At 37.5% G+C, this 21,569-nt stretch carries 24 protein-coding genes; 9 read left to right on the plus strand and 15 right to left on the minus strand.

Going from position 1 to position 21,569, the window contains the following annotated elements; genetic code table 11:
• Positions 1–64: 64 nt before the first annotated feature.
• Positions 65–1,843, plus strand: a complete 1,779-nt coding sequence (locus PSF86_RS14310) for a DUF3472 domain-containing protein (protein ID WP_277900776.1) — start codon at positions 65–67, stop codon at positions 1,841–1,843.
• Positions 1,844–1,970: 127 nt separating this feature from the next.
• On the opposite strand, the gene PSF86_RS14315 is transcribed toward PSF86_RS14310, so the two are convergent.
• The 6 genes from PSF86_RS14315 to lysA all read right to left on the minus strand — a co-directional run bounded on the left by PSF86_RS14315 (position 1,971) and on the right by lysA (position 6,800).
• Positions 1,971–2,411, minus strand: coding sequence for a VOC family protein (locus tag PSF86_RS14315; protein WP_277900777.1), 441 nt, complete (start codon positions 2,409–2,411; stop codon positions 1,971–1,973).
• Positions 2,412–2,564: 153 nt separating this feature from the next.
• Positions 2,565–3,146, minus strand: coding sequence for an NUDIX domain-containing protein (locus PSF86_RS14320; protein WP_277900778.1), 582 nt, complete (start codon positions 3,144–3,146; stop codon positions 2,565–2,567).
• Between the two features lie 26 nt (positions 3,147–3,172).
• Positions 3,173–3,628, minus strand: coding sequence for a VOC family protein (locus PSF86_RS14325; RefSeq protein WP_277900779.1), 456 nt, complete (start codon positions 3,626–3,628; stop codon positions 3,173–3,175).
• 20 nt (positions 3,629–3,648) lie between these two features.
• Positions 3,649–4,791, minus strand: a complete 1,143-nt coding sequence (locus PSF86_RS14330) for a serine hydrolase (protein WP_277900780.1) — start codon at positions 4,789–4,791, stop codon at positions 3,649–3,651.
• Positions 4,792–4,805: 14 nt separating this feature from the next.
• Positions 4,806–5,324, minus strand: a complete 519-nt coding sequence (locus PSF86_RS14335; RefSeq protein ID WP_277900781.1) for a thioredoxin family protein — start codon at positions 5,322–5,324, stop codon at positions 4,806–4,808.
• Positions 5,325–5,558: 234 nt separating this feature from the next.
• Positions 5,559–6,800, minus strand: coding sequence for a diaminopimelate decarboxylase (lysA, locus tag PSF86_RS14340; RefSeq protein WP_277900782.1), 1,242 nt, complete (start codon positions 6,798–6,800; stop codon positions 5,559–5,561).
• 230 nt (positions 6,801–7,030) lie between these two features.
• On the opposite strand from lysA, the gene PSF86_RS14345 reads away from it, so the two are divergent.
• The 3 genes from PSF86_RS14345 (at position 7,031) to PSF86_RS14355 (ending at position 9,847) form a co-directional block, all read left to right on the plus strand.
• On the plus strand, positions 7,031–7,666 hold the full coding sequence (locus PSF86_RS14345) for an LON peptidase substrate-binding domain-containing protein (protein WP_277900783.1): 636 nt from the start codon (positions 7,031–7,033) through the stop codon (positions 7,664–7,666).
• A gap of 202 nt (positions 7,667–7,868) precedes the next feature.
• Positions 7,869–9,062, plus strand: a complete 1,194-nt coding sequence (sucC, locus tag PSF86_RS14350) for an ADP-forming succinate--CoA ligase subunit beta (RefSeq protein ID WP_277900784.1) — start codon at positions 7,869–7,871, stop codon at positions 9,060–9,062.
• Positions 9,063–9,511: 449 nt separating this feature from the next.
• The gene (locus tag PSF86_RS14355; protein WP_277900785.1) at positions 9,512–9,847 is read left to right on the plus strand and encodes a hypothetical protein; all 336 of its coding nucleotides are present in this window, start codon (positions 9,512–9,514) and stop codon (positions 9,845–9,847) included.
• A gap of 51 nt (positions 9,848–9,898) precedes the next feature.
• Here PSF86_RS14355 and PSF86_RS14360 read toward each other — a convergent pair whose 3' ends face one another.
• Both PSF86_RS14360 and PSF86_RS14365 read right to left on the minus strand, forming a co-directional pair.
• Complete coding sequence (locus PSF86_RS14360; protein WP_277900786.1) at positions 9,899–10,084, minus strand: CsbD family protein; 186 nt, start codon at positions 10,082–10,084, stop codon at positions 9,899–9,901.
• A 151-nt stretch (positions 10,085–10,235) separates the two neighbouring features.
• A complete protein-coding gene (locus tag PSF86_RS14365; protein ID WP_277900787.1) occupies positions 10,236–10,922 on the minus strand; it encodes a phosphoadenylyl-sulfate reductase in 687 nt (228 codons plus the stop codon).
• Between the two features lie 172 nt (positions 10,923–11,094).
• Between PSF86_RS14365 and PSF86_RS14370 the strand changes: the two genes are divergently transcribed.
• Positions 11,095–11,499, plus strand: a complete 405-nt coding sequence (locus tag PSF86_RS14370) for a TerB family tellurite resistance protein (RefSeq protein ID WP_277900788.1) — start codon at positions 11,095–11,097, stop codon at positions 11,497–11,499.
• Here the strand turns inward: PSF86_RS14370 and PSF86_RS14375 are convergent.
• On the minus strand, positions 11,496–12,797 hold the full coding sequence (locus PSF86_RS14375; RefSeq protein WP_277900789.1) for a DUF2254 domain-containing protein: 1,302 nt from the start codon (positions 12,795–12,797) through the stop codon (positions 11,496–11,498). The genes PSF86_RS14370 and PSF86_RS14375 overlap by 4 nt on opposite strands.
• A 219-nt stretch (positions 12,798–13,016) precedes the next feature.
• Between PSF86_RS14375 and PSF86_RS14380 the strand changes: the two genes are divergently transcribed.
• A complete protein-coding gene (locus PSF86_RS14380) occupies positions 13,017–13,454 on the plus strand; it encodes an Hsp20/alpha crystallin family protein (RefSeq protein ID WP_277900790.1) in 438 nt (145 codons plus the stop codon).
• 124 nt (positions 13,455–13,578) lie between these two features.
• Positions 13,579–14,013: an SRPBCC family protein gene (locus PSF86_RS14385; RefSeq protein WP_277900791.1), complete on the plus strand. Its 435-nt coding sequence runs from the start codon at positions 13,579–13,581 to the stop codon at positions 14,011–14,013.
• 15 nt (positions 14,014–14,028) lie between these two features.
• Here PSF86_RS14385 and PSF86_RS14390 read toward each other — a convergent pair whose 3' ends face one another.
• From PSF86_RS14390 to PSF86_RS14400, 3 genes are read right to left on the minus strand one after another with little or no spacing between them, the layout of a single operon-like run.
• Entirely contained in the window at positions 14,029–14,259 is a 231-nt protein-coding gene (locus PSF86_RS14390) for a hypothetical protein (protein WP_277900792.1), read from the minus strand.
• A complete protein-coding gene (locus PSF86_RS14395) occupies positions 14,252–14,560 on the minus strand; it encodes a hypothetical protein (RefSeq protein WP_277900793.1) in 309 nt (102 codons plus the stop codon). The genes PSF86_RS14390 and PSF86_RS14395 overlap by 8 nt, the downstream gene beginning before the upstream one ends.
• Positions 14,561–14,564: 4 nt before the next feature.
• Positions 14,565–15,119, minus strand: a complete 555-nt coding sequence (locus PSF86_RS14400) for an RNA polymerase sigma factor (RefSeq protein ID WP_277900794.1) — start codon at positions 15,117–15,119, stop codon at positions 14,565–14,567.
• Between the two features lie 257 nt (positions 15,120–15,376).
• Between PSF86_RS14400 and PSF86_RS14405 the strand changes: the two genes are divergently transcribed.
• Together PSF86_RS14405 and PSF86_RS14410 are read left to right on the plus strand one after the other, a co-directional pair.
• Positions 15,377–15,724 (plus strand): YciI family protein, encoded by a 348-nt coding sequence (locus PSF86_RS14405; protein ID WP_277900795.1) that lies wholly within the window; start codon positions 15,377–15,379, stop codon positions 15,722–15,724.
• Positions 15,714–16,895, plus strand: a complete 1,182-nt coding sequence (locus PSF86_RS14410) for a DUF6596 domain-containing protein (protein WP_277900796.1) — start codon at positions 15,714–15,716, stop codon at positions 16,893–16,895. Before PSF86_RS14405 ends, PSF86_RS14410 begins: the two co-directional genes overlap by 11 nt.
• Before the next feature lie 21 nt (positions 16,896–16,916).
• Here PSF86_RS14410 and PSF86_RS14415 read toward each other — a convergent pair whose 3' ends face one another.
• The 3 genes from PSF86_RS14415 to PSF86_RS14425 form a co-directional block, all read right to left on the minus strand.
• Complete coding sequence (locus tag PSF86_RS14415) at positions 16,917–17,315, minus strand: barstar family protein (RefSeq protein ID WP_277900797.1); 399 nt, start codon at positions 17,313–17,315, stop codon at positions 16,917–16,919.
• 1 nt (position 17,316) lies between these two features.
• Positions 17,317–19,308 (minus strand): excinuclease ABC subunit UvrB, encoded by a 1,992-nt coding sequence (gene uvrB / locus PSF86_RS14420; protein WP_277900798.1) that lies wholly within the window; start codon positions 19,306–19,308, stop codon positions 17,317–17,319.
• Between the two features lie 135 nt (positions 19,309–19,443).
• Positions 19,444–21,567: a T9SS type B sorting domain-containing protein gene (locus tag PSF86_RS14425; protein WP_277900799.1), complete on the minus strand. Its 2,124-nt coding sequence runs from the start codon at positions 21,565–21,567 to the stop codon at positions 19,444–19,446.
• Positions 21,568–21,569: the final 2 nt, after the last annotated feature.

The following is a 21,569-nucleotide window of genomic DNA, read 5'->3' on the forward strand; positions in this document are numbered from 1 at the left end:
CACGCTCGGTACGGCAGTATTATTTTGGCACTTTTTAGGCACCTTCGTTTTAAAAACCAACATTATGAAAACCAACAAAATGCAAAGCTTTTTTTACCTTTTTATTAGCTTAACAACCTTGTGGGCATGTCACGATGATGATAAAATTATAGACATTATCGATGATGAAGATTTAACGCTTGCCATTACCATTCCACCCGGGGGAAATAGTTGGGCGGTAGACGATATAACTAAAAATGAAACCTTAATTTCAGATCAAGGAATTCATAATTGGACAAGTCTTGATACAAAAATCAGGACTTATTTTAAAGTAAATGCCACGGGCGAACTTCATGTGGGATTGAATGCCAAAGCTCCAGAAGATACTTCCACAATTAAGGTGACTGTAGGCGATACTACAAAAGAGGTGGTGTTGGATAGTACAGATTATTCTGTAGTAAACGTAGGGATATTCAATATTACAACGCCGGGTTATCATTTTATCGAAATTCAAGGTAAAAGCAAAGCGGGGACTTATGTTGGAGATATTAATGACATACAAATTGGCGGAGATGCTACAGCTAGTGGCGTAACTTATGTAGAAGATGATTTTTATTGGGGTAGGCGGGGACCTTCTGTGCATTTAACCTATACCACTCCTGAGGATAAAGATATTCTATGGTTTTACAATGAAGTTACGGTCCCTGAAGGAGAAGATGTTGTGGGGTCTTATTTTATGGCCAACGGTTTTGCTGAAGGATATTTTGGGATGCAAGTAAATTCCGAATCAGAAAGAAGGGTTTTGTTCTCTGTTTGGAGCCCATACGATACACAGAACCCCGATGAAATTCCCGAGGATTATAAAATTATTCTTTTAGGGAAAGGAGAAGGCGTGCATACAGGCGAATTTGGAAATGAAGGTTCTGGCGGACAGAGCTATAAAATTTTTAATTGGAAAGCCGGTAACACCTATAAATTTTTATTAAAAGGAGAACCATCCGTAAATAATTCTACAGACTATACCGCTTATTTTTTCGATCCAAAAATCAATCAGTGGAATCTAATAGCGAGTTTTAGAAGGCCATACACAAGTACATATTTAAAAAGACCGCATTCTTTTTTAGAAAATTTTGTTACCAGTACTGGTTTTATGGAGCGAATGGGGCAGTATGGAAATCAATGGATTTACGACACCAATGGAAATTGGACCGAACTTACCGAAGCAAAATTTACTGCTGATGCAACGGCCAGAAAAGGAGCAAGATTGGATTATGCCGGTGGTGCTGAAGGAAATTCCTTTTTTATGAAAAATTGTGGCTTTTTTAGTGAAAATACTACCATTGATAGTTTTCATACCCGTAATGCCAATGGAACGGCGCCATCGATAGATTTTTCTACACTTGAAGAGCCTTCCATTCCAGAGGCCCCCGATTATTTGGATAAAACAAATTGGGAAGTAATCAACTTTACTTCGCAGGCAGAAAATGGAGAAGGCACCAATGGCCTAGCTTCTCTTGTGCTGGACAATGACTACGCAACATATTGGCATTCTTGTTGGAGCGGGTGCAGCCAGGACTATACCTATCCACATAGTTTAACTATCGATACTAAAGAGGAGCAAGCAGTAAACGGATTCCTGTTTGTGCAACGTAACGGATCAAGAAAAGTACAGGATATTGAAATTCAGGTAAGCAATGATAATGTTGACTGGAAAAGCTTGGGGACATTTAACCTGGCCAATACTTCATCTCCTCAAAATATAGGTTTAAGTCAAACAGAAACATTTAGATATTTTAAAATAATCGCAATAGCTGCCATTGATGGGCAACAATTTGCTGCCATTGCAGAATTGGGTGCTTATTAACCTTAATTGGATTGTTATAACAAAGCAAGAACAATCTAGCTCAGGCTATTAAAATAAATCCTTTAAATTTTGTTTTTTAGTTAGTTTGTGTACACCATCATGAAAATTTCATGATGGTGTTTTGTTTTTATTGTTCAACAATGTGTTCTGGATTAAAACTTACCATCCAATTGATATCGAATTTATCTACGCACATTCCAAAATAATCTCCCCAGAACACGTTTTCTATGGGCATGGTAATTTGGCCTCCTTTGGCAAGACCGTTGAACAATTTATCGGCTTCTTCCTTGCTTTTCGCCCTAATGGAAATGGCAATATTGTTTCCTGTGGTTAATTTAGGTGCCCAATCGCCGCTATCGCTCCCCATCAGCAATGTCCCGTTGTCAAGGGGCAAACAGATATGCATAATTTTCTGCTTTTGGCTGTCGGTTAGTTCAAAGCCTTCTTCAGCAGGCATTTCTTCAAATCTTCCCAAGTAACTAAATTTGCCCCCAAATATTTTTTTGTAATGGTTGAAGGCTTCTTCACATTTCCCTTTAAATGTTAAATACGGATTAATTACTGCCATGACATAAAGTTTTTAAATGATTAATTACAGTGACTTTTACTCGCTAAGTGAGATTTAAGATGCTCCTAAGCTTGAGTCGAAATGTTATATATTTTTTCACTTAATGCCCCGTGTGCTCGCACCGAGGTGGTTTACTATTTAATGCGGGAATTTTTATTTCATGAGTTTATGAACTAGTGCATATTGTATGAGCATAACTGTTTTGGCGTCTTTTATCTTTCCGGTAGAAATCATTTCCAGGGCATTTTTAAAAGAAACCTCAAAAACCTCAATGTTCTCATGCTCGCTTTCAAGTCCGCCGCCTTCATGGGCTTTCATTCTTTCATCATATTCGGCAATAAACAGCGAAAGCATTTCTGTAACGGCCCCAGGAGACATGTAGGTTTCCAGAACCTTTATGGCATTTTTTATTTTATATCCGGTTTCTTCGTCGGTTTCCCTGATAATGGAAGTTATGGCATCTTCATTTTCAATAATTCCGGCAGGGACCTCTATCATCATTCCGCTAGGGTTGCCATTTAGGTATGTTGGCATTCTAAATTGCCGTGTTAAAATAATTGTTTTTTTATTTCGGTTGTACAGTAATATGCCTGCCCCGTTTCCACGGTCGTAAACTTCCCTGTTTATGTTTTCCCATTGGCCGTCGTTGTTGAGAAAATTAAACTCTATTTTCTTTAGTGTATACCAATTATCGGATAAAACGGTTTCTTTAATTATTTCTACGTGTTTTTCCATATTTTCAAGCGGCATCCCAATAAAAGCTAATTTTCGTTTACTTCAATCCAATATCCATTGGGGTCCTTTAAATATATTTGTCTTACGCCGTCGGCTCTGCTGTTTGTTTTATTGGGTTCGCCCGGCCAGTTTTCAAAATAAATATTGTTTGCCCTAAGGTGTTCTATAAATTTGTCCAGGTTCTTTGTGTGTATGGCAAAATGCACACCTTTAACGTCGGGAACGGTATGGCTTTTGTCTTCTATTACATGGAGCGAGGTGTTGCCTCCCATGGAAAACCAGCGTATGTGTGGTTTTTGTGTTTTGTTTTCAATTTCTTCGAGCCCCATTATATTTAAATAGAAATTGGAGCTTTCCGTAAGGTCTCTTACCAAAATTGCATGGTGGTCAAAAGCCAAACCAAAGCTTTGGGCGTTTGTTCTTGTGGTCATAAAAAATAATATTGTAATGAGTAGGAGCAGGGGGGTGGTTGTTTTTTTCATTTTAAAATATGTTTTGGCAGTTATTCTTTTAAATTTTGATATACTTCCCGGCCTAATTCGGCCAAAAAGGGTATTCCAACGGTATCGTATTCATAATTCCCGTCGTTGTATATTTTGTTTTTGTTTACATTAATGGTTGCCGTGATTATAAATTCTACGTTGTTTTTGGTGTCTTGTATATATGCACAATCGGTTAGGTAACCATAGGCATAGCCAACTTTGTTGTATATTTTTATGTTTTCCGGGATATTTTCCTTGGTGTCTCCAATGATATAAAACTTGCCGTAACTGTCGTAATATTCAACAGGGTCGTAACCATGTTCCCTTGGGAGGCTGGACATGGATTTTAATACAAAATTATAGTCCGATTCGTTTAATTGAAAACGTTCTTCTTCCTTAAAGTTATCGGGAAAAATAATACGTTTCATTGTATTGTGCAAGGTAGAAACAGGCAGGTAGTTTTTAAGTGAAAAATCCATGGGTTCTGGTATAATACTGTCTCCTACCACATAGCCTGCGCCTTTGTGCAGGCGTTGCAATTGTAATTCTTCAATGGGCAAATTGGTAGTGCCCTTTACTTCGGTAAGAACGGTGTCGTTTTCGTAAAAAATCAAGGGTTTGGTCGTAAGCTCATAAGCGTTGTCTGTAGAGAGCCTATGGCTTATTCTTGCAGGCGAAAGTCCTTTGCTTTTTAATGTGGTGTTAATGTAATCTTTGCCAAGATATTCAAAAAGACGATTAAAGGCTTCATTGTCGCTTACGGCATATATTTTATTGATTTCATCTTCAAAAGTCGTCTCTAGGCTGTCGCCTTCTACATAAAACTTGGTATTACGGTCAAAACGGTTGTCTCTTTCGAGTTTTTCCAAAGCCAATAGCGATATCGGGAATTTTACACTGCTGGCGGGGTAGAAGTAATTGTTATCGTCTACATGGTATGCATAATCGGTAAAAGTAACCTTATCGCTTGTCCTTTGTATGGTGCTTAACAGAATTTGAACTTCATAATAGTCCGTACTGTCGATTACATTTTTTATAAAGCTGTTTTTTGATGCAAGTACATGGTCTAAAAGGTTTGTCGGGTCTTTTTCTGAAGCACATGCCACAAGCAGAAAAAGGAGAAATATACTAATAGCTGTAAGCGAATTGTTCTTGTATTTCATTCTCAAGACTTTGTTTATTTGCTTTTTTCTGGACTGTATTCTTGCCAGCTGGTGTCCTTGTAGATATCGTCTCCAAAATAACGGGCAATCTTTAAGAACCCATCGGCTTTTTGGTAGCCGGGAACAGGTGACAATATTTGTTGGTCGGGTGTTAAGAAAATAACCGTGGGGAAACTCATTTTTCCTTGGAGCAATGCTACGGCAAGCTCATGGTAGCCCCTATTTCCCTGCGGGATATATTTAAAGGTCTTGTCTTTATATACAATATCTTCTTTTTCTTCGGCATCCATTTTTACCATATAGAAATTTTGGGTCATATAGGCTGCAACATCGGGATGATTAAAGGTGTCCTTGTCCATTTTTTTACACCATCCGCACCAGTCGGTATAAATATCTACAAATATTTTTTTTGGGGTTTTGTCGGTGGCAGCCTTATTTACAGCTTCTGTCCAGGACATCCATTCAATTTCTTGGGCCTGCATGGCAAAGGCCAAAAGAAACATAACAATGACAAAAAATACATTTTTTTTCATTTTTAAAATTTTTAGTTCAGTAGCAATGATGGGGCTTTGGTTTTATATTGCAAATATAATTCCGTAAACCAAAAGTCAATGGTTCCGGAGCTGTTCATCCCGAAAATTCCCGATGGCCATCGGGATGAGGCGGTCTCATATATTGAGTAAATATAGCAAAATATAGTTGTTTGTTGCACAACCATATAAAATAAAGAAGCCGAAAATAAGTTTTTCGGGCCTTTTTTAGTGTTTTTAAGCTTCCTTGACGAGCTCTTTTTTTGTTAGCGAAGGAATATCGAGATCAACGAGATTGTTGGTTAAATCGCTAAACGTTTCCCTTTTTCTAATTAAATGCCCTTTTCCTTTGTGCCATAAAACTTCGGCAGGACGGAACCTGGAATTGTAGTTGCTCGCCATGGAAAAGCAGTAGGCTCCTGCATTTTTAAAGCAAAGGATATCGCCTTCGGATATTTCATTAATACGCCTGTTGCTGCCAAAAGTATCTGTTTCGCATATATATCCTACAATGGAATAAAAGCGTTCCTTGCCTTTTGGGTTCGAAATGTTGTAGATTTTGTGGTAAGAATTGTATAACATTGGCCTTATTAAATGATTAAAACCAGAATCTATACCGGCAAAAACAGTCGATGTAGTTTGTTTTACCACATTTACTTTGGCAAGGAAATATCCGGCCTCGCTTACCAAAAACTTACCGGGCTCGAAAGCCAGCGTAAGGTCTCTTCCAAATTCTTTGCAAAAGCTGTTAAAACGTTTGGTAAGTTTTTTGCCAAGCTCTTCCACATTGGTTTCTATGTCGCCTTCTTTATATGGCACTTTAAACCCGCTGCCAAAATCTATAAACTCCAGGTCTTGGAAATTTTTGGCAGTTTCAAAAAGTATTTCTGAAGCATACAGGAAGACTTCAATATCCAAGATATCGCTTCCTGTATGCATATGGATGCCGTTTACTCGCATCCCAGTATTTTCAACAATTCTAAGAATATGCGGAATTTGGTGTATGCTAATACCGAATTTAGAATCGATATGCCCTACCGAAATATTAGAATTTCCCCCGGCCATAACATGCGGGTTTATCCTGATGCATACCGGTATTTCGGGATTTCTGGTGCCAAATTGCTCCAGAATTGATAAATTGTCGATGTTGATCTGTACGCCCAATTTGGCAACTTCTTCAATCTCTTCTAGAGACACGCCGTTTGGGGTGAAGATAATATCTTCTGGCTTAAAACCAGCCATAAGGCCCAGTTGTACTTCTTGTATGGAAACGGTGTCCAGACCACTTCCAAGAGAATTCATAAGTTTAAGCACCGCAACATTTGATAGCGCTTTTACAGCATAATTTAACTTTAACTGCTTTACGTTTTTAAAAGCAGCAGTTAATCTGTTATACTGTGAAATGATTTTTTCCGAGTCGTATACATATACGGGACTGCCAAACTCTTTGGCTACATTTAAAAGGTCGCTATGGTTCATACTACATTATAAATTAGAAGGCAAAATTATAAAAGTGCCTTTTTTATTGAAAATAATTAGCGTTAAATAACTAAATATAAAACACATTGTTATAATTATAACAATCTAGAAGACCTGTATAATCAACCAATGGCTCTAAATTTTTTTGTAAATTTAAACAATAAGTTGATATTAAGGTAAATTATAATATCACGGAGAATTTTTATAAGAAGCGTTTTTAAAATATATTCATGAACAGGATCATTCCTTTATTTCCCTTACAACTTGTGGTTTTTCCGGATGAAGAGCTCCCTATTCATGTTTTTGAAGACCGTTATCTTCAGCTTATAAAAGATTGCAAGCGGGGAAAACTCAATTTTGGTATCCCGGTTTTTTTTGAAGGCAAGATCGAATTTGGTACAGAAATGATTATCAAAAAGATTGTCCGGACCTACGAAAACGGTGTAATGGACATTGTTTGCAAGGGAAAACGCGTGTTTAAAGTTGAAAAATTTTTTAATCCTATTCCCAATAAATTGTATGCGGGCGGTGAAGTAACCTTTATGCCCCGCAAAAACGATGGCACCCAACAGCAAAAACAAAAGGTAATAGATTTGATATATCAATTATACAATAGTATCGATGTAACGGTTGCCTCTATTGATATTGAAACGTTTAGCAGCTTTTCTTTTGCCCATAAAATCGGGATGAATATTGAAGATGAATACAAATTAATTCAGATTAAAAGTGAAAACGCCCGGTTGCGCTACCTTGAAAAGCACTTTACCAAAGTCCTTCCCGTTTTGAAGCAGATAAACAGGACCAAAGAGCTGATTCAAATGAACGGACATTTTAAAAATCTGGATCCCTTGGATTTTAGCGGTTAACAAGTTAACAATAAGTTTAAAAGATAAAGCGCTTAAAAATTTACTGCGGCGTTTTTTCATCTATATAAAAAGTCCATGTTCGTCTGCGTAACAATTTTATGTGTTTTTGTATGCATTGACTTCCAAAAAAATAATTCTAGATTGGGTTTATTAAACTCCATTTGTTACTTTTGTTCCGCTTTAAATTATACAATGTATCGTTATGAATTTACACGAATATCAAGGAAAAGAAATATTAGCAAGTTTTGGAGTACGCATTCAGCGAGGTATTGTAGCACAAAATGCTGCGGAAGCTGTTAATGCTGCAAAGCAATTAACCGAGGAAACCGGGACCGGTTGGCATGTTATAAAAGCCCAGGTTCATGCCGGTGGACGAGGAAAGGGCGGTGGTGTCAAGCTTGCTAAAAACCTTAAAGAAGTTGAAGAACTGGCTGGAAATATCATCGGGATGAACTTGGTAACCCCACAAACATTAAAAGAGGGGAAAAAAGTACACCAAGTATTGGTGGCCGAAGACGTGTATTATCCAGGTGATAGCGAAACTTCAGAATTCTACATGTCGGTACTTTTGGACAGAAGCAAAGGAAAAAACATGATTATGTATTCTACCGAAGGTGGAATGGATATTGAAGAAGTGGCAGAAAAAACCCCTCACCTAATTTTTAACGAGGAAGTAGACCCCGCAACAGGATTGTTGCCTTTCCAGGCCAGAAGAATTGCTTTTAACCTAGGTTTGAGTGGTACGGCTTTTAAGGAAATGACAAAATTTGTGACTGCTCTCTATAAAGCATACGAATCTTCTGATTCTTCTTTATTTGAAATTAACCCGGTGTTAAAAACATCAGACGATAAAATAATGGCCGTTGATGCCAAGGTAACCATTGACGATAATGCATTGTACCGCCATAAGGATTATGCCGAAATGCGCGATTTACGCGAGGAAGATCCCATTGAAGTAGAGGCAAAGGCTGCCGGACTTAACTTTGTAAACCTTGACGGAAACGTAGGCTGTATGGTAAACGGTGCAGGATTGGCAATGGCAACCATGGACCTTATTAAAATGGCCGGCGGCGAGCCAGCCAACTTCCTTGATGTAGGTGGAACTGCCGATGCAAAAAGAGTAGAAACAGCTTTCCGTATCATATTAAAAGATCCCAACGTAAAGGCTATTCTTGTTAATATTTTTGGAGGTATCGTGCGTTGCGACCGTGTTGCGCAAGGTATTGTAGATGCCTACAAAAACATGGGCGATGCTATTAAAGTGCCAATTATTGTGCGCTTGCAGGGAACCAATGCCGAAATAGCAAAAGATCTTATCGATAATTCCGGACTTGCAGTGCACTCGGCTATCGAGTTTAAAGAAGCTGCCGATAAAGTTCAGGAAGTTTTAAAATAATTAATTGTATTTATATTGATTCTTAAATCCCGGCAATGCCGGGATTTTTTGTTTTGCGATGTAAACTCATCTAGGTATATAGTTGCTATGTAAATTTAATGTTAGCACAATAGCCCGTTTTGTCTAAAATTGATGATTTTTCTAACAGAGCATCTTTTTAGTATAAACTATTTACGTTTTTACTTTCTGTATATTTTTTCTTTTTGAATAAAACGAATAAAATTGATAAATTCATAACAAGCTTTTTATTCTTATAAAATAGTAAATACTTTCCCGCACGTATTGTATAAAGGCTTGGCATAAATTGGGTCGTTTATGATATGTAATTCTTGAATTATTAAGCAATTGTTATCTCTTTTAAAAATTGGTTAACTAATTAATATTCAGTTTTTTGTAAATGTTTTTGTAGTTAATTTTGACCCATAATCAATAATCAAAAAAAGAACATTATGAAAAACGTAAAATTATTTGCAGTAATGGTCATGCTAATAGCAACCAATGTATTGGCGGCCAACAACGATCCAAAACCAGTAGGAAAAACAGTTGTTAAACAATTATCGACTATTTTAGGTACGCCAGCCTTTAAGGTAACCGAAGACGACATACTAGCCAATGTGCGCTTTATGGTTAATCTGGAAGGAGAAATCGTGGTGCTTACCGTGAAAGCTGAAAATGATATCGTAGAAGAATATATTAAAAGTAGGATGAACTATAAAAAAGTTGAAGGCGATACCCTTAAAAAAGGAGAGGAGTATGTGGTAGATGTAAGGATTGTTGCCAAGTAACGCAGGGTTTTAAAAGAAGAAGAGGCGGCCAATTGGCCGCCTCTTGAGTTTCTATAATCTAGCAATTTCTTCCCTAAGCTCTTCCTTGGTCTTTCCGGTCTTTTCTTGTACCCTACCCAACATTTCGTCAAACTTTCCTTCGGCAAAGGTCAAGTCGTCGTCGGTAAGGTCACCGTATTTCTGTTTAATTTTTCCTTTAATCTGGTTCCATTTACCCTTTAATTCTTCAGTATTCATGATGTATTTTTTTAGTGATTAATAATATATTAAAGGTCAGTATATTATAAATCAAAATATCATAAATGAAAGCCAACTTTGTCTTAAATGATGTTATAGAATTAGGCTGTTAAGGCAATAAAAGTTAAGGATTCTAAAAAAATCATGCTTTTTAAAGATGTAGCCCGCACTCTGTTTTCGGACTATTGTTCCAGCGGCCACTCCTGTCCTCGCCTGGAACCGTACAATGCTTACAGCCTATAGAGTTGTAGCCTTTTGCTACCAGTGGATGAAAAGGGAGCTGGTGTTCTTCAATAAAAGCATCCCTCTGTTGTTTGGAAACATCCAATAAAGGGTAAAACTTTAAAATTTCACCACGCATTTCAAAAATATCCAGTGTTGCCCTATGGTCGCTTTGCCATTCCATTAAACCGGACACCCAAACATTGAATTTCTTTTTTATGATGTCCAATGGCTTTACCTTATTGATGCTACAACAAAATTCAGGGTTCTTTTTATAAGTTTCGTCTTGTACCGTAAATTCGTATTCTTCCTTTATGGCACTTATGGAAGAAACGTTTAGTCCATATAACTTGGTAAGTCTTTTTTTGTAATCTAAGGTTTCCGGGAAATGAAAACCCGTGTCTATAAAATATACTTTTTGTTGTTTGTGTATGTTTGAAAAAAGATGCAATAGAAAAGCAGAAGTAGCTGCAAAAGAGCTTGTTAGCATAACTTCACTTTGGTCAAAGTCGTTATACAGTTCGGCAATCCTTTCGTGAATGTTTAAGTTCTTGTACTTTTTATTAAGTGCTTTTATTTCCTCTTGGGTGAATACTCTTTTTTCTGTTACAATCATAAAAGTCTATTAATTCTATAGGGTAATAGTTTTAATGCTGCAATATACTCTTTTTAATTATTATTTCGGGCATTTGTGAATGTTTCTTGTCGAAAAATTAGAAAAGTTTAACTATTGAAAAACAGAATTATATATTTTAGTAGTGAAAAAACCATTGAAATGCCCCAATACAATGAGTGAAAAAGAACAAAAGCTTAGCCTATTGTCTGAAATGATTGCCCTTATCCAAGCAGACCATTCCATCAACGACCGGGAATACGATTTTATTTATGCAATTGCTAAACATATGAACATTGCAAAAGAAGACCTTGACGCGTTGTTCGAGAAAAACCATGCCCCGTACATACCTCCAACTCCTGAATCTGAGCGGATTTTGCAGTTTCACCGATTGGTGTTGTTGATGAATATAGATAAGGATCAACATTCCAAAGAAGTACAGAAATTAAAAGAATTCGGCCTGCGCATGGGATTGAGCCCATTTGCCATGGACAGGGTGTTAAAAGTAATGGAAAATTATCCGGACAGGGTAGTGCCACCAGAAATTTTGGTAGCTATATTTAAAACATATTACAACTAGCTGCCATTGCCTAAATTAATATCGAAGCCTTTTAAATAGTTGTTCAATACATCCTTATCGCTTTGATTGCTCAAGCTTGAACTGGCTTCCCTGGCAAGTGTTTTTATTTCATGCACAATACTTTCTTTATAACTTTTATCTACACAATGTTGGTATTGTAGGTATTTAAACATAACCATTAATTTCTGTATAATAATAATGTCGTGCTTGCAATACAACCTAATTGATGCCATAACGTTGTACAGTAGTTCCTTAAAACTTATGGATGTTTCGTAAACAATGGGGGTGTCGTCTTTGGTGTAAATGTTTGTATCTTTTTTTAACATTCTCAATGCCAACAATTCTGTTAAGTAATCAATGGCGTTAAGGGCGGTACCCGGATCGTTAATTCCCGGCGACATAGCTTTTACGGTTATCTCGGTTATTTGCTTAAAGGCCAGGACATAATTGTTGTGTATCAGTTCCCCTTTTGCAAATATAAAAGTACTTAAAGCTTCCTTGGCAACCTTTTCGTCCAACTCTTTTTCAGATAAGAGCAAGGGCACCCCGTCCAGTATAAAATTTCCTTTGGCAACCAGTATTTTAAATTTTGTTTTATGTTCACTTGCAATTTCTATAAGCGCATCCATGGCTATTGTTTGCAAATACCCGGAGCGGTTGGAGTTGTACTTTTTCCATTGTTCTGTTTCGGGAAAAACAACCGGATTGCCATTTTGAGCATCTATTAGTTTATTAAGCCTCGACTTTGAAGAATCGTAAATGTTTTCTAGGATATTGTTTATCTGTATGGACTGCGATATCGAATGGATAAAATATACAAATGCGGCCAGGCAGAACACGGTTAAAAAAATGCTTATCAAAACGGAAAAGCCCGGTATTTTATCCTTGTCGGCGGTAGGTTCTATAGATACCAATATAAAAATACAATAAAGCAGCGTGGCAATATACAGCCCAAGTACCAATTGATGCCTCCGGTTGGAAATTAGTCCCGGTAAAATACGTGGAGAAAAACTGTTTGAAGCTTGGTTGAGCAATACCATAACCATTGAAAAGCTAAAAACCATTAACGATATAAGCCCCCCGATAAATACGCCCAAAAGCGCGCGTGCGGTATCGGCATTATCTAGAACTAAAAGAGGGATGTTATTCCTAAAGTACTTCGAAGCCCCTAAATTTTCCAGATAGATCATTATAAACGCAAAAAGCACTCCCAAAACAGCAATAATCGATGGGTAAAAGGCAATTTGATTTTCTATGTTCGTAAAAAAGGTTTTAAGTTTTCGAAGTATAATTTTCATGTAGGAGCATATTTTATGGCGTATCTAAATATAATACTTTCTAGGTTTCTGCCATTTTTAGCTTCATTTTAAACTTAAAAACATACAAATCAAGACTAAATGTCAGTAATTATATCTTGATAAATGACAAAAAGTCAGTAAAGGTGAATTGGAATTAAATTTGACTATAGCAGTTTGTACAATTATTAAAATTAAAGTTTAACTAAAAAAATATAAACAATGAGCTTAGTAAGAAGAAATAACAGTTTGTTTCCAAGTTTTTTTGATGAAGTGTTAAAACCAGATTGGTTTGGCGGAATTGAAAATTTTTCATCTTCTGTACCGGCCGTAAACATTAAAGAGGAAGACAATAAGTTTTCGCTTGAAGTTGCCGCTCCGGGAATGAAGAAGGAAGATTTTAACGTAGAAATAGACAAAAATATTTTAACCGTTTCTGCGGATGTTAAAAAGGAGTCCGAAGAGAAAGACTCAAAGGAAAACGCTAGGTATTCCCGTAAGGAATTTAGCTATACCTCTTTTAAAAGAATTTTTACACTTCCGGAAACTGTAGACAGCGATAAAATAAATGCTACCTACGAAGATGGCGTGCTTGTATTGGCATTGCCAAAAAAAGAAGAAGCCTTGCCAAAACCAAAAAGGCTTATCGAGATAGCATAACGATAGAATGATTAGTTTTTCATAATGTTAAGTTTGGTTAGTTAGTTAAAAATCGCCACGGATTTCCGTGGCGATTTTTTATATAATAAATTGAAATATTGTATTTTAGGAGAAATAAATTTTAATGAGCCAAAATTATTGTATATATCACGACCTGTATATAAATACTTCTGCCAAAAATGTTTTTAAAGGCATATCGCAACCAGATCAATTAAATAATTGGTGGACAAAAAAATGTACGGGAACTCCCAAAATGGGCGAAGTGTATAATTTTTATTTCTCAGAAGAAGACAATTGGTTCGGTGAAGTAACGGCCTGCATTCCTGCTAAATCATTAGAAATAACAATAACACAGGCCGATCTGGACTGGAACGGTACCGTTTTGGATTTTAAACTGGCAGAAGAAAAGGGAAAAGTATTACTTAGCTTTATGCATCGTATGTGGAAAACCGACAATAAACATTTTCGTATTTCTTCGTTTTGTTGGGCCATGCTTTTAAATGGGCTCAAAAACTATCTGGAAAAAGGTGTAATAGTTCCTTTTAAAAATAGGGCCTAGTAATGCATGCTAATTTTAAGCCAGCGCCAAACAATGTATGTTCTGGTTTTGTAATACTTCTTCAACTTCCCTTTCTGTAATGCCGCAAGATACTACCCTTAATATCTTGTCAATGTCTTCCAGGTCGAAATTTGCTTGTTTAACACCGGGATGCGTCAATAGCTTTTCCAGTACCTTGTTTATTTGTTCGGTAGAAAAAATATTGGTGGCAAAGACCAATATTTCCAGTGCGGTTCTTTTATTCATCATTGTTGGTTTTATGGTTTTTACATCTTTCCTTTAATCGTTGTTTTAACCCGTTTTCCCAGGGTTTTCCCGCGGGCCTTCCCCGTTTTCCCCTAAACCTGCCACGGTATCCTCCCCAGCCACTTCCTAAAAACAGGAGCTTGCACAAGAGCAATACGCCCAAGGTCTGCCAAAAAGTTAGGGTTGTAATTCCAAAAATAGTTGGCATGAGCCAGTTCCATAACAGCATCACTATAAAAACATACAGTGCAATTACGGCTACTTTAAAAAATATAAATCCAATAATTTTTAATCCTTTCATATGCTTAGTCATTTAATTCGTTATACAATTTCTGCAATGCTATTTTTAATCGGGAAACGGCATATCGTTTGCGCGACAAAATGGTGTTAACCGATGTTTCTTTTAGTTCGGCAATCTGTGCCATGGAAAAGCCTTCAAGCTCGTAAAGTACAAAGGCGTCCCTTTGTTCTTCGGGTAGGGTTTCCAAGGTGTTTTCGAGTACGTTGTACACTTCTTCTTTCCATAACTCATCAACTTGATCGGCCGGAGTATGCTTTTGGATCCATTCAAAAATCTCGTTGTCGTCCTCATCGTTTTTAATCAGGTCCGAAGCTACGGTAGGCTTTTTTTTCCTTATAAAATCAATTGCTTTAAACCTTGCCGTGCTGTACAGCCACGAGGTAATTTTGTCCAGGTCTTTTATCTCTTCAAAACCTAGTATTAAATTGTAAAACACATCCTGCACTATATCCTTGGCATCCTCTCCATTGGTAATCCATTGTTTTAAAAAGTATATCAACTTTCCCTCTTCGGAAGCAGATACACGTTTTATAAAACTATTTTTCTCTTTTTGGTTCATTAAGTTGGGATGCGTTATACTATATAGTCGGTTGAGAAAGGAAAATATTTTAACCGATTTCGTTTTTTTATTGTTTTTGATGAAATTTTTATGCCGAATCCAATTATTTGCTTTTAAAACTTGATGCTGACGGTTCTAAATAGTTGTAACAGAATAATATGTAAATTTAGTAGGTTGATTACTTTTTCTTGAAATTTTTTCAAAAGAATGTCCAAAAAGGAAGAAGAAAAATGTCTTTATAATAAACACGTTAAGTCATGAAAAAATTTTTATTGCTCCTGCATGAAGACATGCAAACAATGGAGAAACTGTCTCCTAAAGAAATGGAAGAACTTATTAATGCCCATTTTGCCTGGGTCGAAAAGTTAAAGTCAGACGGGAATTTTATATCGGGAGATGGTTTAGAATCCACGGCTACTTTTATTATGGGAAAAGAATGTATTATTAAAGACGGTCCCTTTCTTGAAACAAAGGAAATAATTGGAGGATATTATTTATTGCAAGCAGCAAGCAAAAAAGAAATGCTGGCAATTGCCATGGAATGCCCCGGCCATTTATGGGGCGGAACAACAGAAATAAGACCCATTGCCGATTATGAATCATGATGATGAAATTAATATAGAAGGGAGCTACAGGGCATACTATGGAAAATTGTACGCCTCCCTTCTTCATCATTTTGGGAAAAGCTATATCCCTATTATCGAGGATGCCATTCAAAATACCTTTTTGAAAGCTTTAAGGCAATGGAAGCATGGCCGTATTCCCGAAAATAAATTGGGCTGGTTATTTATTGTCGCTAAAAATGATTTGCTGAATCAAATAAAAAAAGAAGCTTTTCAGATAAATTATATTGAATTTGATGCCGACCAGCAGGATTATAGGCTTGAAGTACTTTATTATATTATCAAAGCCACCGATATCCCGAAAAAGGCAAAAACTCTTTTTATACTTAAAAATATATTTGGTCTGCATATAAAAGAAATAAGTGCTTCAACCTTATTGGGTGAAGAAGCCATCTATAAAAATATTCAGCGGACCAGAAAAAGACTCCAAAAGGGAGGCAGACAAAAATTTCCCGGAAGCTTTTCGGCTTTAAAGCCTTTGGAAATAGCACTTGTAACCGAGGTTTTATATGGTGTGTTTAACATAGGATACGATGCTGTTGAGTCCAAATCATTTTTTAATTACGACGTGTGCCTAGAAGCGTATGCTTTAACAAAAACCATAAAAAATCAGCATGCAGACGTTAGGATTAAGCATTTGTTGTCATTATTTTCCTTTCATATCGCCCGTTTTGGTTCAAGAAAGGCAAAAGGCAAAATGGTTTCTTTCTTTGATCAGGATAAAAGCCTTTGGAATCAATCGTTTATCAATGCTGGGTTTCATTATCTGGAGAAACCAGATCAATTAAATCAATATTATATTGAGGCGTTGATTGTGAGTAGCTATATGATGGAAAACAATTATGATGAAGGTTTTTGGAATAAAATGTCATCATGCTACAAATTGTTACAGAACATAACAGACTCTCCCATATTGCAATTAAATGTATGCTATTGCCTGATGCAATTGAACCAAGAAGAAGAAGCAATTAAAATCATTGAAAAGGTAGAGCCTGTGCTGAGAGGCCGCTATTATTATTTTGAATTGGTCAAAGCCAGTTTGTATAAAAAAAATAAATCAGAAATATCAAAAGAATTATTCCTGAAAGCATTGAACAATATAAGCCAGCCCGTTAGGAAACAATATATTCTTGAGCATTTTTTGCTGGAATAGTCTTTTTAGTTTAAAATTAATTCAAGCCTCTATTAAATTAATCTGCGGATGATTTTCAATTATTTCCATAATAATATCAAAATATGTTTTGCCTTGTCCTTGTTCCAATTCAGCTAGCTTCTTCTTTATAAATACTGTATTGTAAATAGAAGGTTTTTTTAGTTTGTTTTTGTAAAACTCAATAGTAGTCTGTCTGCCTAAATCAGTTTTGTTCTTGGCTATATTTTTCCAGACAAGGTCACATGCTTCAATCGATTTTAATTCACCAAATCCACCATAAAACAAATCGTTTAAAGCATCAAGGTTCTCTGCAATATTCCAATCCTCATTTTTCATGAATTCGCGGTTTACTTCTTTATAAAAAGAAGGAATATCAAAAATGGAATTCCCATCAATAGTAAATTTCTTAACGCTTTCCATTTTAAACACGTTCCTGCAAACTCTTTATTTCGTCGCGCAGTTTTGCAGCTTCCATAAAGTCAAGGTTTTTTGCAGCTTTTTCCATCGCTTTGCGCTTGTCCCTTATTATTTTTTCTATTTTTTCCTTCGGAAGATATTCCAGTTCGGGTTCGGCCGCTTTCCGGGCTGCTTCTTTTTCCAGTTGATAGGTAGAAACCGAATTTTTTGCCAAGGCACTATCCAAATTCTTATTGAGCGCTTTAGGGGTTATATTGTTTTCTTTGTTGAAGCTAATTTGCTTTTCCCGTCGGTAATTGGTTTCGTCAATGGTTTTTTGCATGCTGTTCGTAATCTTATCAGCATACATAATTGCCTTTCCGTTCAGGTTCCTTGCGGCACGGCCTACCGTTTGGGTAAGCGATCTGGCACTTCTTAAAAAACCTTCCTTATCGGCATCCAAAATGGCAACCAGCGAAACTTCGGGTAAATCCAATCCTTCCCTTAATAAATTTACCCCAATGAGCACATCAAACAAACCTTTGCGTAAATCTTGCATAATCTCCACGCGCTCCAGTGTATCTACATCGCTATGGATATAGCGGCAACGTACCTGTATGCGGGTAAGGTACTTGGTAAGTTCTTCGGCCATTCTTTTTGTAAGCGTGGTTACCAAAACACGCTCGTCAACTTCAACCCTTTGTTGAATTTCTTCCACAAGGTCGTCGATCTGGTTTTCGCTGGGGCGTACTTCTATAACGGGGTCCAACAAGCCCGTTGGCCTAATAACCTGTTCCACATAAATACCACTGCTTAATTGCAGTTCATAATCGGCGGGAGTGGCGCTTACATATAGGACCTGATTTTGCAATGCCTCAAATTCTTCAAACTTTAAAGGTCTGTTATCCATGGCAGCAGGGAGCCTAAACCCATATTCAACCAGATTTTCTTTCCGGCTTCTATCGCCTCCATACATGGCATGTACCTGTGGAATGGTAACGTGGCTTTCGTCTACCACCATTAAGTAATCATCGGGGAAATAGTCCAGCAGGCAGAATGGCCGGGTGCCGGGCTGTCTTCCGTCAAGATAGCGGGAGTAATTTTCAATACCGCTGCAATAACCCAGTTCGCGAATCATTTCCAGGTCGAAATTGGTACGTTCTTCCAAGCGTTTTGCTTCTAAGGGTTTCCCGACTTCTTTAAAATAATCTACTTGTTTTACAAGGTCATCCTGTATTTGGTGAATGGCATTTTGCAAAACGTCCGGTGATGTAACAAACATATTTGCCGGATAGATATTTAGCCGGTCATATTTTTCAAGAACGCGGTTTGTAGTTGGGTCGAAGGCTTCAATTTCTTCGATTTCATCCCCAAAAAAATGAATCCTAAAGGCATCGTCTGCATAACTCGGATATACATCCACTACATCGCCCTTCACCCTGAAACTTCCGTGGGTAAATTCGGCTGTTGTTCTTGCATATAAGCTTTGTACCAAACGGTGCAACAATTTGGTGCGGGCAATTACCTGGTCCCGTTCAATAGAAATTACATTTTTTTGAAACTCAACAGGGTTTCCAATACCATACAGGCACGATACCGATGCCACCACCAGTACATCACGCCTTCCCGATAACAAGGAAGAGGTTGCGCTAAGGCGTAGCTTTTCAATTTCGTCGTTTATGGAGAGGTCCTTTTCAATATATGTACCGGTTACGGGTATGTAGGCTTCGGGCTGGTAATAATCGTAATAAGAAACAAAATATTCTACCGCATTATCGGGGAAAAACTGTTTGAATTCTGAATACAACTGCGCCGCAAGCGTTTTGTTATGTGCCAAGACCAAGGTGGGGCGCTGTACTTCCTGAATAACGTTGGCAACCGTAAATGTTTTTCCGGAACCCGTTACCCCCAAAAGGGTTTGGTATTTGTCATGGGCCTCGATACCTTCTGATAATTGACGGATAGCCTCGGGCTGATCCCCCATTGGTTTGTAATTTGATTTTATTTTGAATCGCATCTTACAAAATTAGCAAATTATGAATTGGAAACAGATTGAAAATTGTTTAATAATTAGACAATTGGAAGCCAACTTGTCAATGAAGAAATGTTTTGGCATTGACTATTTTAAATTTTTTGCCCAGCCGATGGGGGTTTATCTTTTTAACGTGAAATGACCTTTAAATTCGCGTCCATCTTCAAGGGTTGCAGAAAACCAATAATCAGATGACGGGAGGGGAATGCCATTGTAATTCCCGTCCCAGCCTTTACTTGAAGGACGTATTTGTTTAATGAGCTTCCCGTATCGGTCGTATATAAAAATTAGGGAATTGGCCTGAAATGTTTCATTTGTTCCGTGTATTCTCCAATAATCATTGTAGCCATCGCCATTTGGGGTAAAAAACTTGTCATAACCAATAACCGATATTTTTTGACTTACCATGCCACAGCCATTTTTGTCGCGTACATATACCTCTATAAAACCATTTGGGACATTCTCAAACATGTTATTGTTCTGGTATGTTCCATATGGCGTGTCAAGGGCATACTCGTAATTGCCTTCCCCTTCAACCAAAACGGCAATTTTATTGTTTTCAGAAATATCTTCGACATCAACTTTTAAAATAGTGGCTATATTAGATGCTTCAATATTAAATGTTTTGCTATTGCTACATTCCTTGGTGGTTCCATAATTATTGTATACATAGCTTACTTCCAAACGGTAATTTCCAGGTTCGGTAATTTTAATGGTCTGTTGGGTTTCTATAAGTTTTTCTTGGTTGTTTTCATCAATTTTATACCATTTATAAAGGTCAAATCCGCTTGGGGCGGTTATTGGGAGACTTCCAATGTTGAGGCATAAAAGTGGAAAGGCATCGGGAAGTTTTATTTGAGGCGTTGGGTTTACGGTTAAGTCTATTTCTTCCACGCCCTGGCATTCGTTGTTCTTTTCAAGGCGTGCAAACAAGGTTGTGCTTTCGGAAATAATTTCGTCCAATGTAATTTCATTTACTTCCAAAGCGGCATCATCGCGGCTTTTATAAAGAAATACATCTAGGTTTGGGTATGCGTTTTTTTTGATAAAGGCCAAGTCGAAAGCTCCTTCCAGAACAGTATCTTCAGCATTTAAATCACAAGTAAAATATGGTGCTGCCTTTGGCAAACTGGCGGTTGTGGATTTTACAGAAAGCGTAATTTTACCTTCGGAAGTGCTTTCGCATCCGCTTGGGGCAATTGCTTTGGTATAGAGAACCTGTTGGTCTTGCCCTATATAGTTTTCGGGGTTTGCAACGGGGTTGTTGTTTGTTCTATCGGCCACGCTTTCATAATAAAGAATTTGGGTATTGCTGTTATTGGTTATTTGTTCTTTTAGCTGAGAAAGGTTGAATACCGTTTTGCCATCGGTAGAATTTGTAATATCCAAATCGCATTGCACAAAATCCATATTGTTTAGTACAGGGGTTTTATAGGATGAAAGCTCAAAATCGGTAATATCAAAACAACCGTTGGCGTTGGTAACGCGTGCATATATTTTTTGAGAAGAATTATCAAGCGTTAAGCTGTGCGAGAGTTGGTTTACTTGATCATAAGCATCGCCTTCGGTGCCGTAAAAGCTAACGTTGTTGTTGGGGTCGGGGTTTATGCTGTTTGTCATTGCCGAAAGATAGAATGTATGCATTCCGGTACTGTTGCATATCTCTTGGCCGGTTATTGCATTTGCTATGGGCGTACCGGGAAAAGGGGAGCCTTCAGTTGTGGCAGATCCTGTCCATTCAAGGTTAAACCCGCCGCTTCCTACAGGGCGGTCGATTACAATAAAATAAGTATCGCCAACCGAGACATCCAGCCATTTTACAAAACCATCGCCCTCTTCCCCAGGGCCTTCGCTGGTTTCGCTTGCCGTGCCGTTCATTCCGGTAAGGTTATTTGTAAGTCCGGCAGCGTTTGGATTTGTGGTCGAGCAACGTATGGACTGCCCAATATTGGTGCAATTGGCGTTGGGGCCAAACACAAAAAAATCGTAATCTACTTTAATATCGGTGTTAGTGGGTTGTAAGGTAAATCCCAAAGTACCTGCCTGGACAATATTTATTTTTAGCCACAAACTATTGTGTTCCATGCTATTGCAGGCATTGTTGCTTATTTCCTGGACGCCGCTTCCGTTGGCATTACTGTTTATCATTCCACTGCCACATACCGTTATGGCATTTACGCAATCGTTTGGCAATGCATTGGTCTGTGCCTGCATTTCCTTGACCGAAAAGTAGAGTAGTGCCATTA

This window comes from Galbibacter pacificus (assembly GCF_029603165.1).
GTDB lineage: Bacteria > Bacteroidota > Bacteroidia > Flavobacteriales > Flavobacteriaceae > Galbibacter > Galbibacter pacificus.

Bases quoted from the DNA above. Each gene is read 5' to 3' on its own strand.
- PSF86_RS14310 (WP_277900776.1), top strand. From the start codon at position 65: ATGAAAACCAACAAAATGCAAAGCTTTTTTTACCTTTTTATTAGCTTA.
- PSF86_RS14315 (WP_277900777.1), bottom strand. From the start codon at position 2,411: ATGGCAGTAATTAATCCGTATTTAACATTTAAAGGGAAATGTGAAGAA.
- PSF86_RS14320 (WP_277900778.1), bottom strand. From the start codon at position 3,146: ATGGAAAAACACGTAGAAATAATTAAAGAAACCGTTTTATCCGATAAT.
- PSF86_RS14325 (WP_277900779.1), bottom strand. From the start codon at position 3,628: ATGAAAAAAACAACCACCCCCCTGCTCCTACTCATTACAATATTATTT.
- PSF86_RS14330 (WP_277900780.1), bottom strand. From the start codon at position 4,791: ATGAAATACAAGAACAATTCGCTTACAGCTATTAGTATATTTCTCCTT.
- PSF86_RS14335 (WP_277900781.1), bottom strand. From the start codon at position 5,324: ATGAAAAAAAATGTATTTTTTGTCATTGTTATGTTTCTTTTGGCCTTT.
- lysA (WP_277900782.1), bottom strand. From the start codon at position 6,800: ATGAACCATAGCGACCTTTTAAATGTAGCCAAAGAGTTTGGCAGTCCC.
- PSF86_RS14345 (WP_277900783.1), top strand. From the start codon at position 7,031: ATGAACAGGATCATTCCTTTATTTCCCTTACAACTTGTGGTTTTTCCG.
- sucC (WP_277900784.1), top strand. From the start codon at position 7,869: ATGAATTTACACGAATATCAAGGAAAAGAAATATTAGCAAGTTTTGGA.
- PSF86_RS14355 (WP_277900785.1), top strand. From the start codon at position 9,512: ATGAAAAACGTAAAATTATTTGCAGTAATGGTCATGCTAATAGCAACC.
- PSF86_RS14360 (WP_277900786.1), bottom strand. From the start codon at position 10,084: ATGAATACTGAAGAATTAAAGGGTAAATGGAACCAGATTAAAGGAAAA.
- PSF86_RS14365 (WP_277900787.1), bottom strand. From the start codon at position 10,922: ATGATTGTAACAGAAAAAAGAGTATTCACCCAAGAGGAAATAAAAGCA.
- PSF86_RS14370 (WP_277900788.1), top strand. From the start codon at position 11,095: ATGAGTGAAAAAGAACAAAAGCTTAGCCTATTGTCTGAAATGATTGCC.
- PSF86_RS14375 (WP_277900789.1), bottom strand. From the start codon at position 12,797: ATGAAAATTATACTTCGAAAACTTAAAACCTTTTTTACGAACATAGAA.
- PSF86_RS14380 (WP_277900790.1), top strand. From the start codon at position 13,017: ATGAGCTTAGTAAGAAGAAATAACAGTTTGTTTCCAAGTTTTTTTGAT.
- PSF86_RS14385 (WP_277900791.1), top strand. From the start codon at position 13,579: ATGAGCCAAAATTATTGTATATATCACGACCTGTATATAAATACTTCT.
- PSF86_RS14390 (WP_277900792.1), bottom strand. From the start codon at position 14,259: ATGAATAAAAGAACCGCACTGGAAATATTGGTCTTTGCCACCAATATT.
- PSF86_RS14395 (WP_277900793.1), bottom strand. From the start codon at position 14,560: ATGAAAGGATTAAAAATTATTGGATTTATATTTTTTAAAGTAGCCGTA.
- PSF86_RS14400 (WP_277900794.1), bottom strand. From the start codon at position 15,119: ATGAACCAAAAAGAGAAAAATAGTTTTATAAAACGTGTATCTGCTTCC.
- PSF86_RS14405 (WP_277900795.1), top strand. From the start codon at position 15,377: ATGAAAAAATTTTTATTGCTCCTGCATGAAGACATGCAAACAATGGAG.
- PSF86_RS14410 (WP_277900796.1), top strand. From the start codon at position 15,714: ATGAATCATGATGATGAAATTAATATAGAAGGGAGCTACAGGGCATAC.
- PSF86_RS14415 (WP_277900797.1), bottom strand. From the start codon at position 17,315: ATGGAAAGCGTTAAGAAATTTACTATTGATGGGAATTCCATTTTTGAT.
- uvrB (WP_277900798.1), bottom strand. From the start codon at position 19,308: ATGCGATTCAAAATAAAATCAAATTACAAACCAATGGGGGATCAGCCC.
- PSF86_RS14425 (WP_277900799.1), bottom strand. From the start codon at position 21,567: ATGGCACTACTCTACTTTTCGGTCAAGGAAATGCAGGCACAGACCAAT.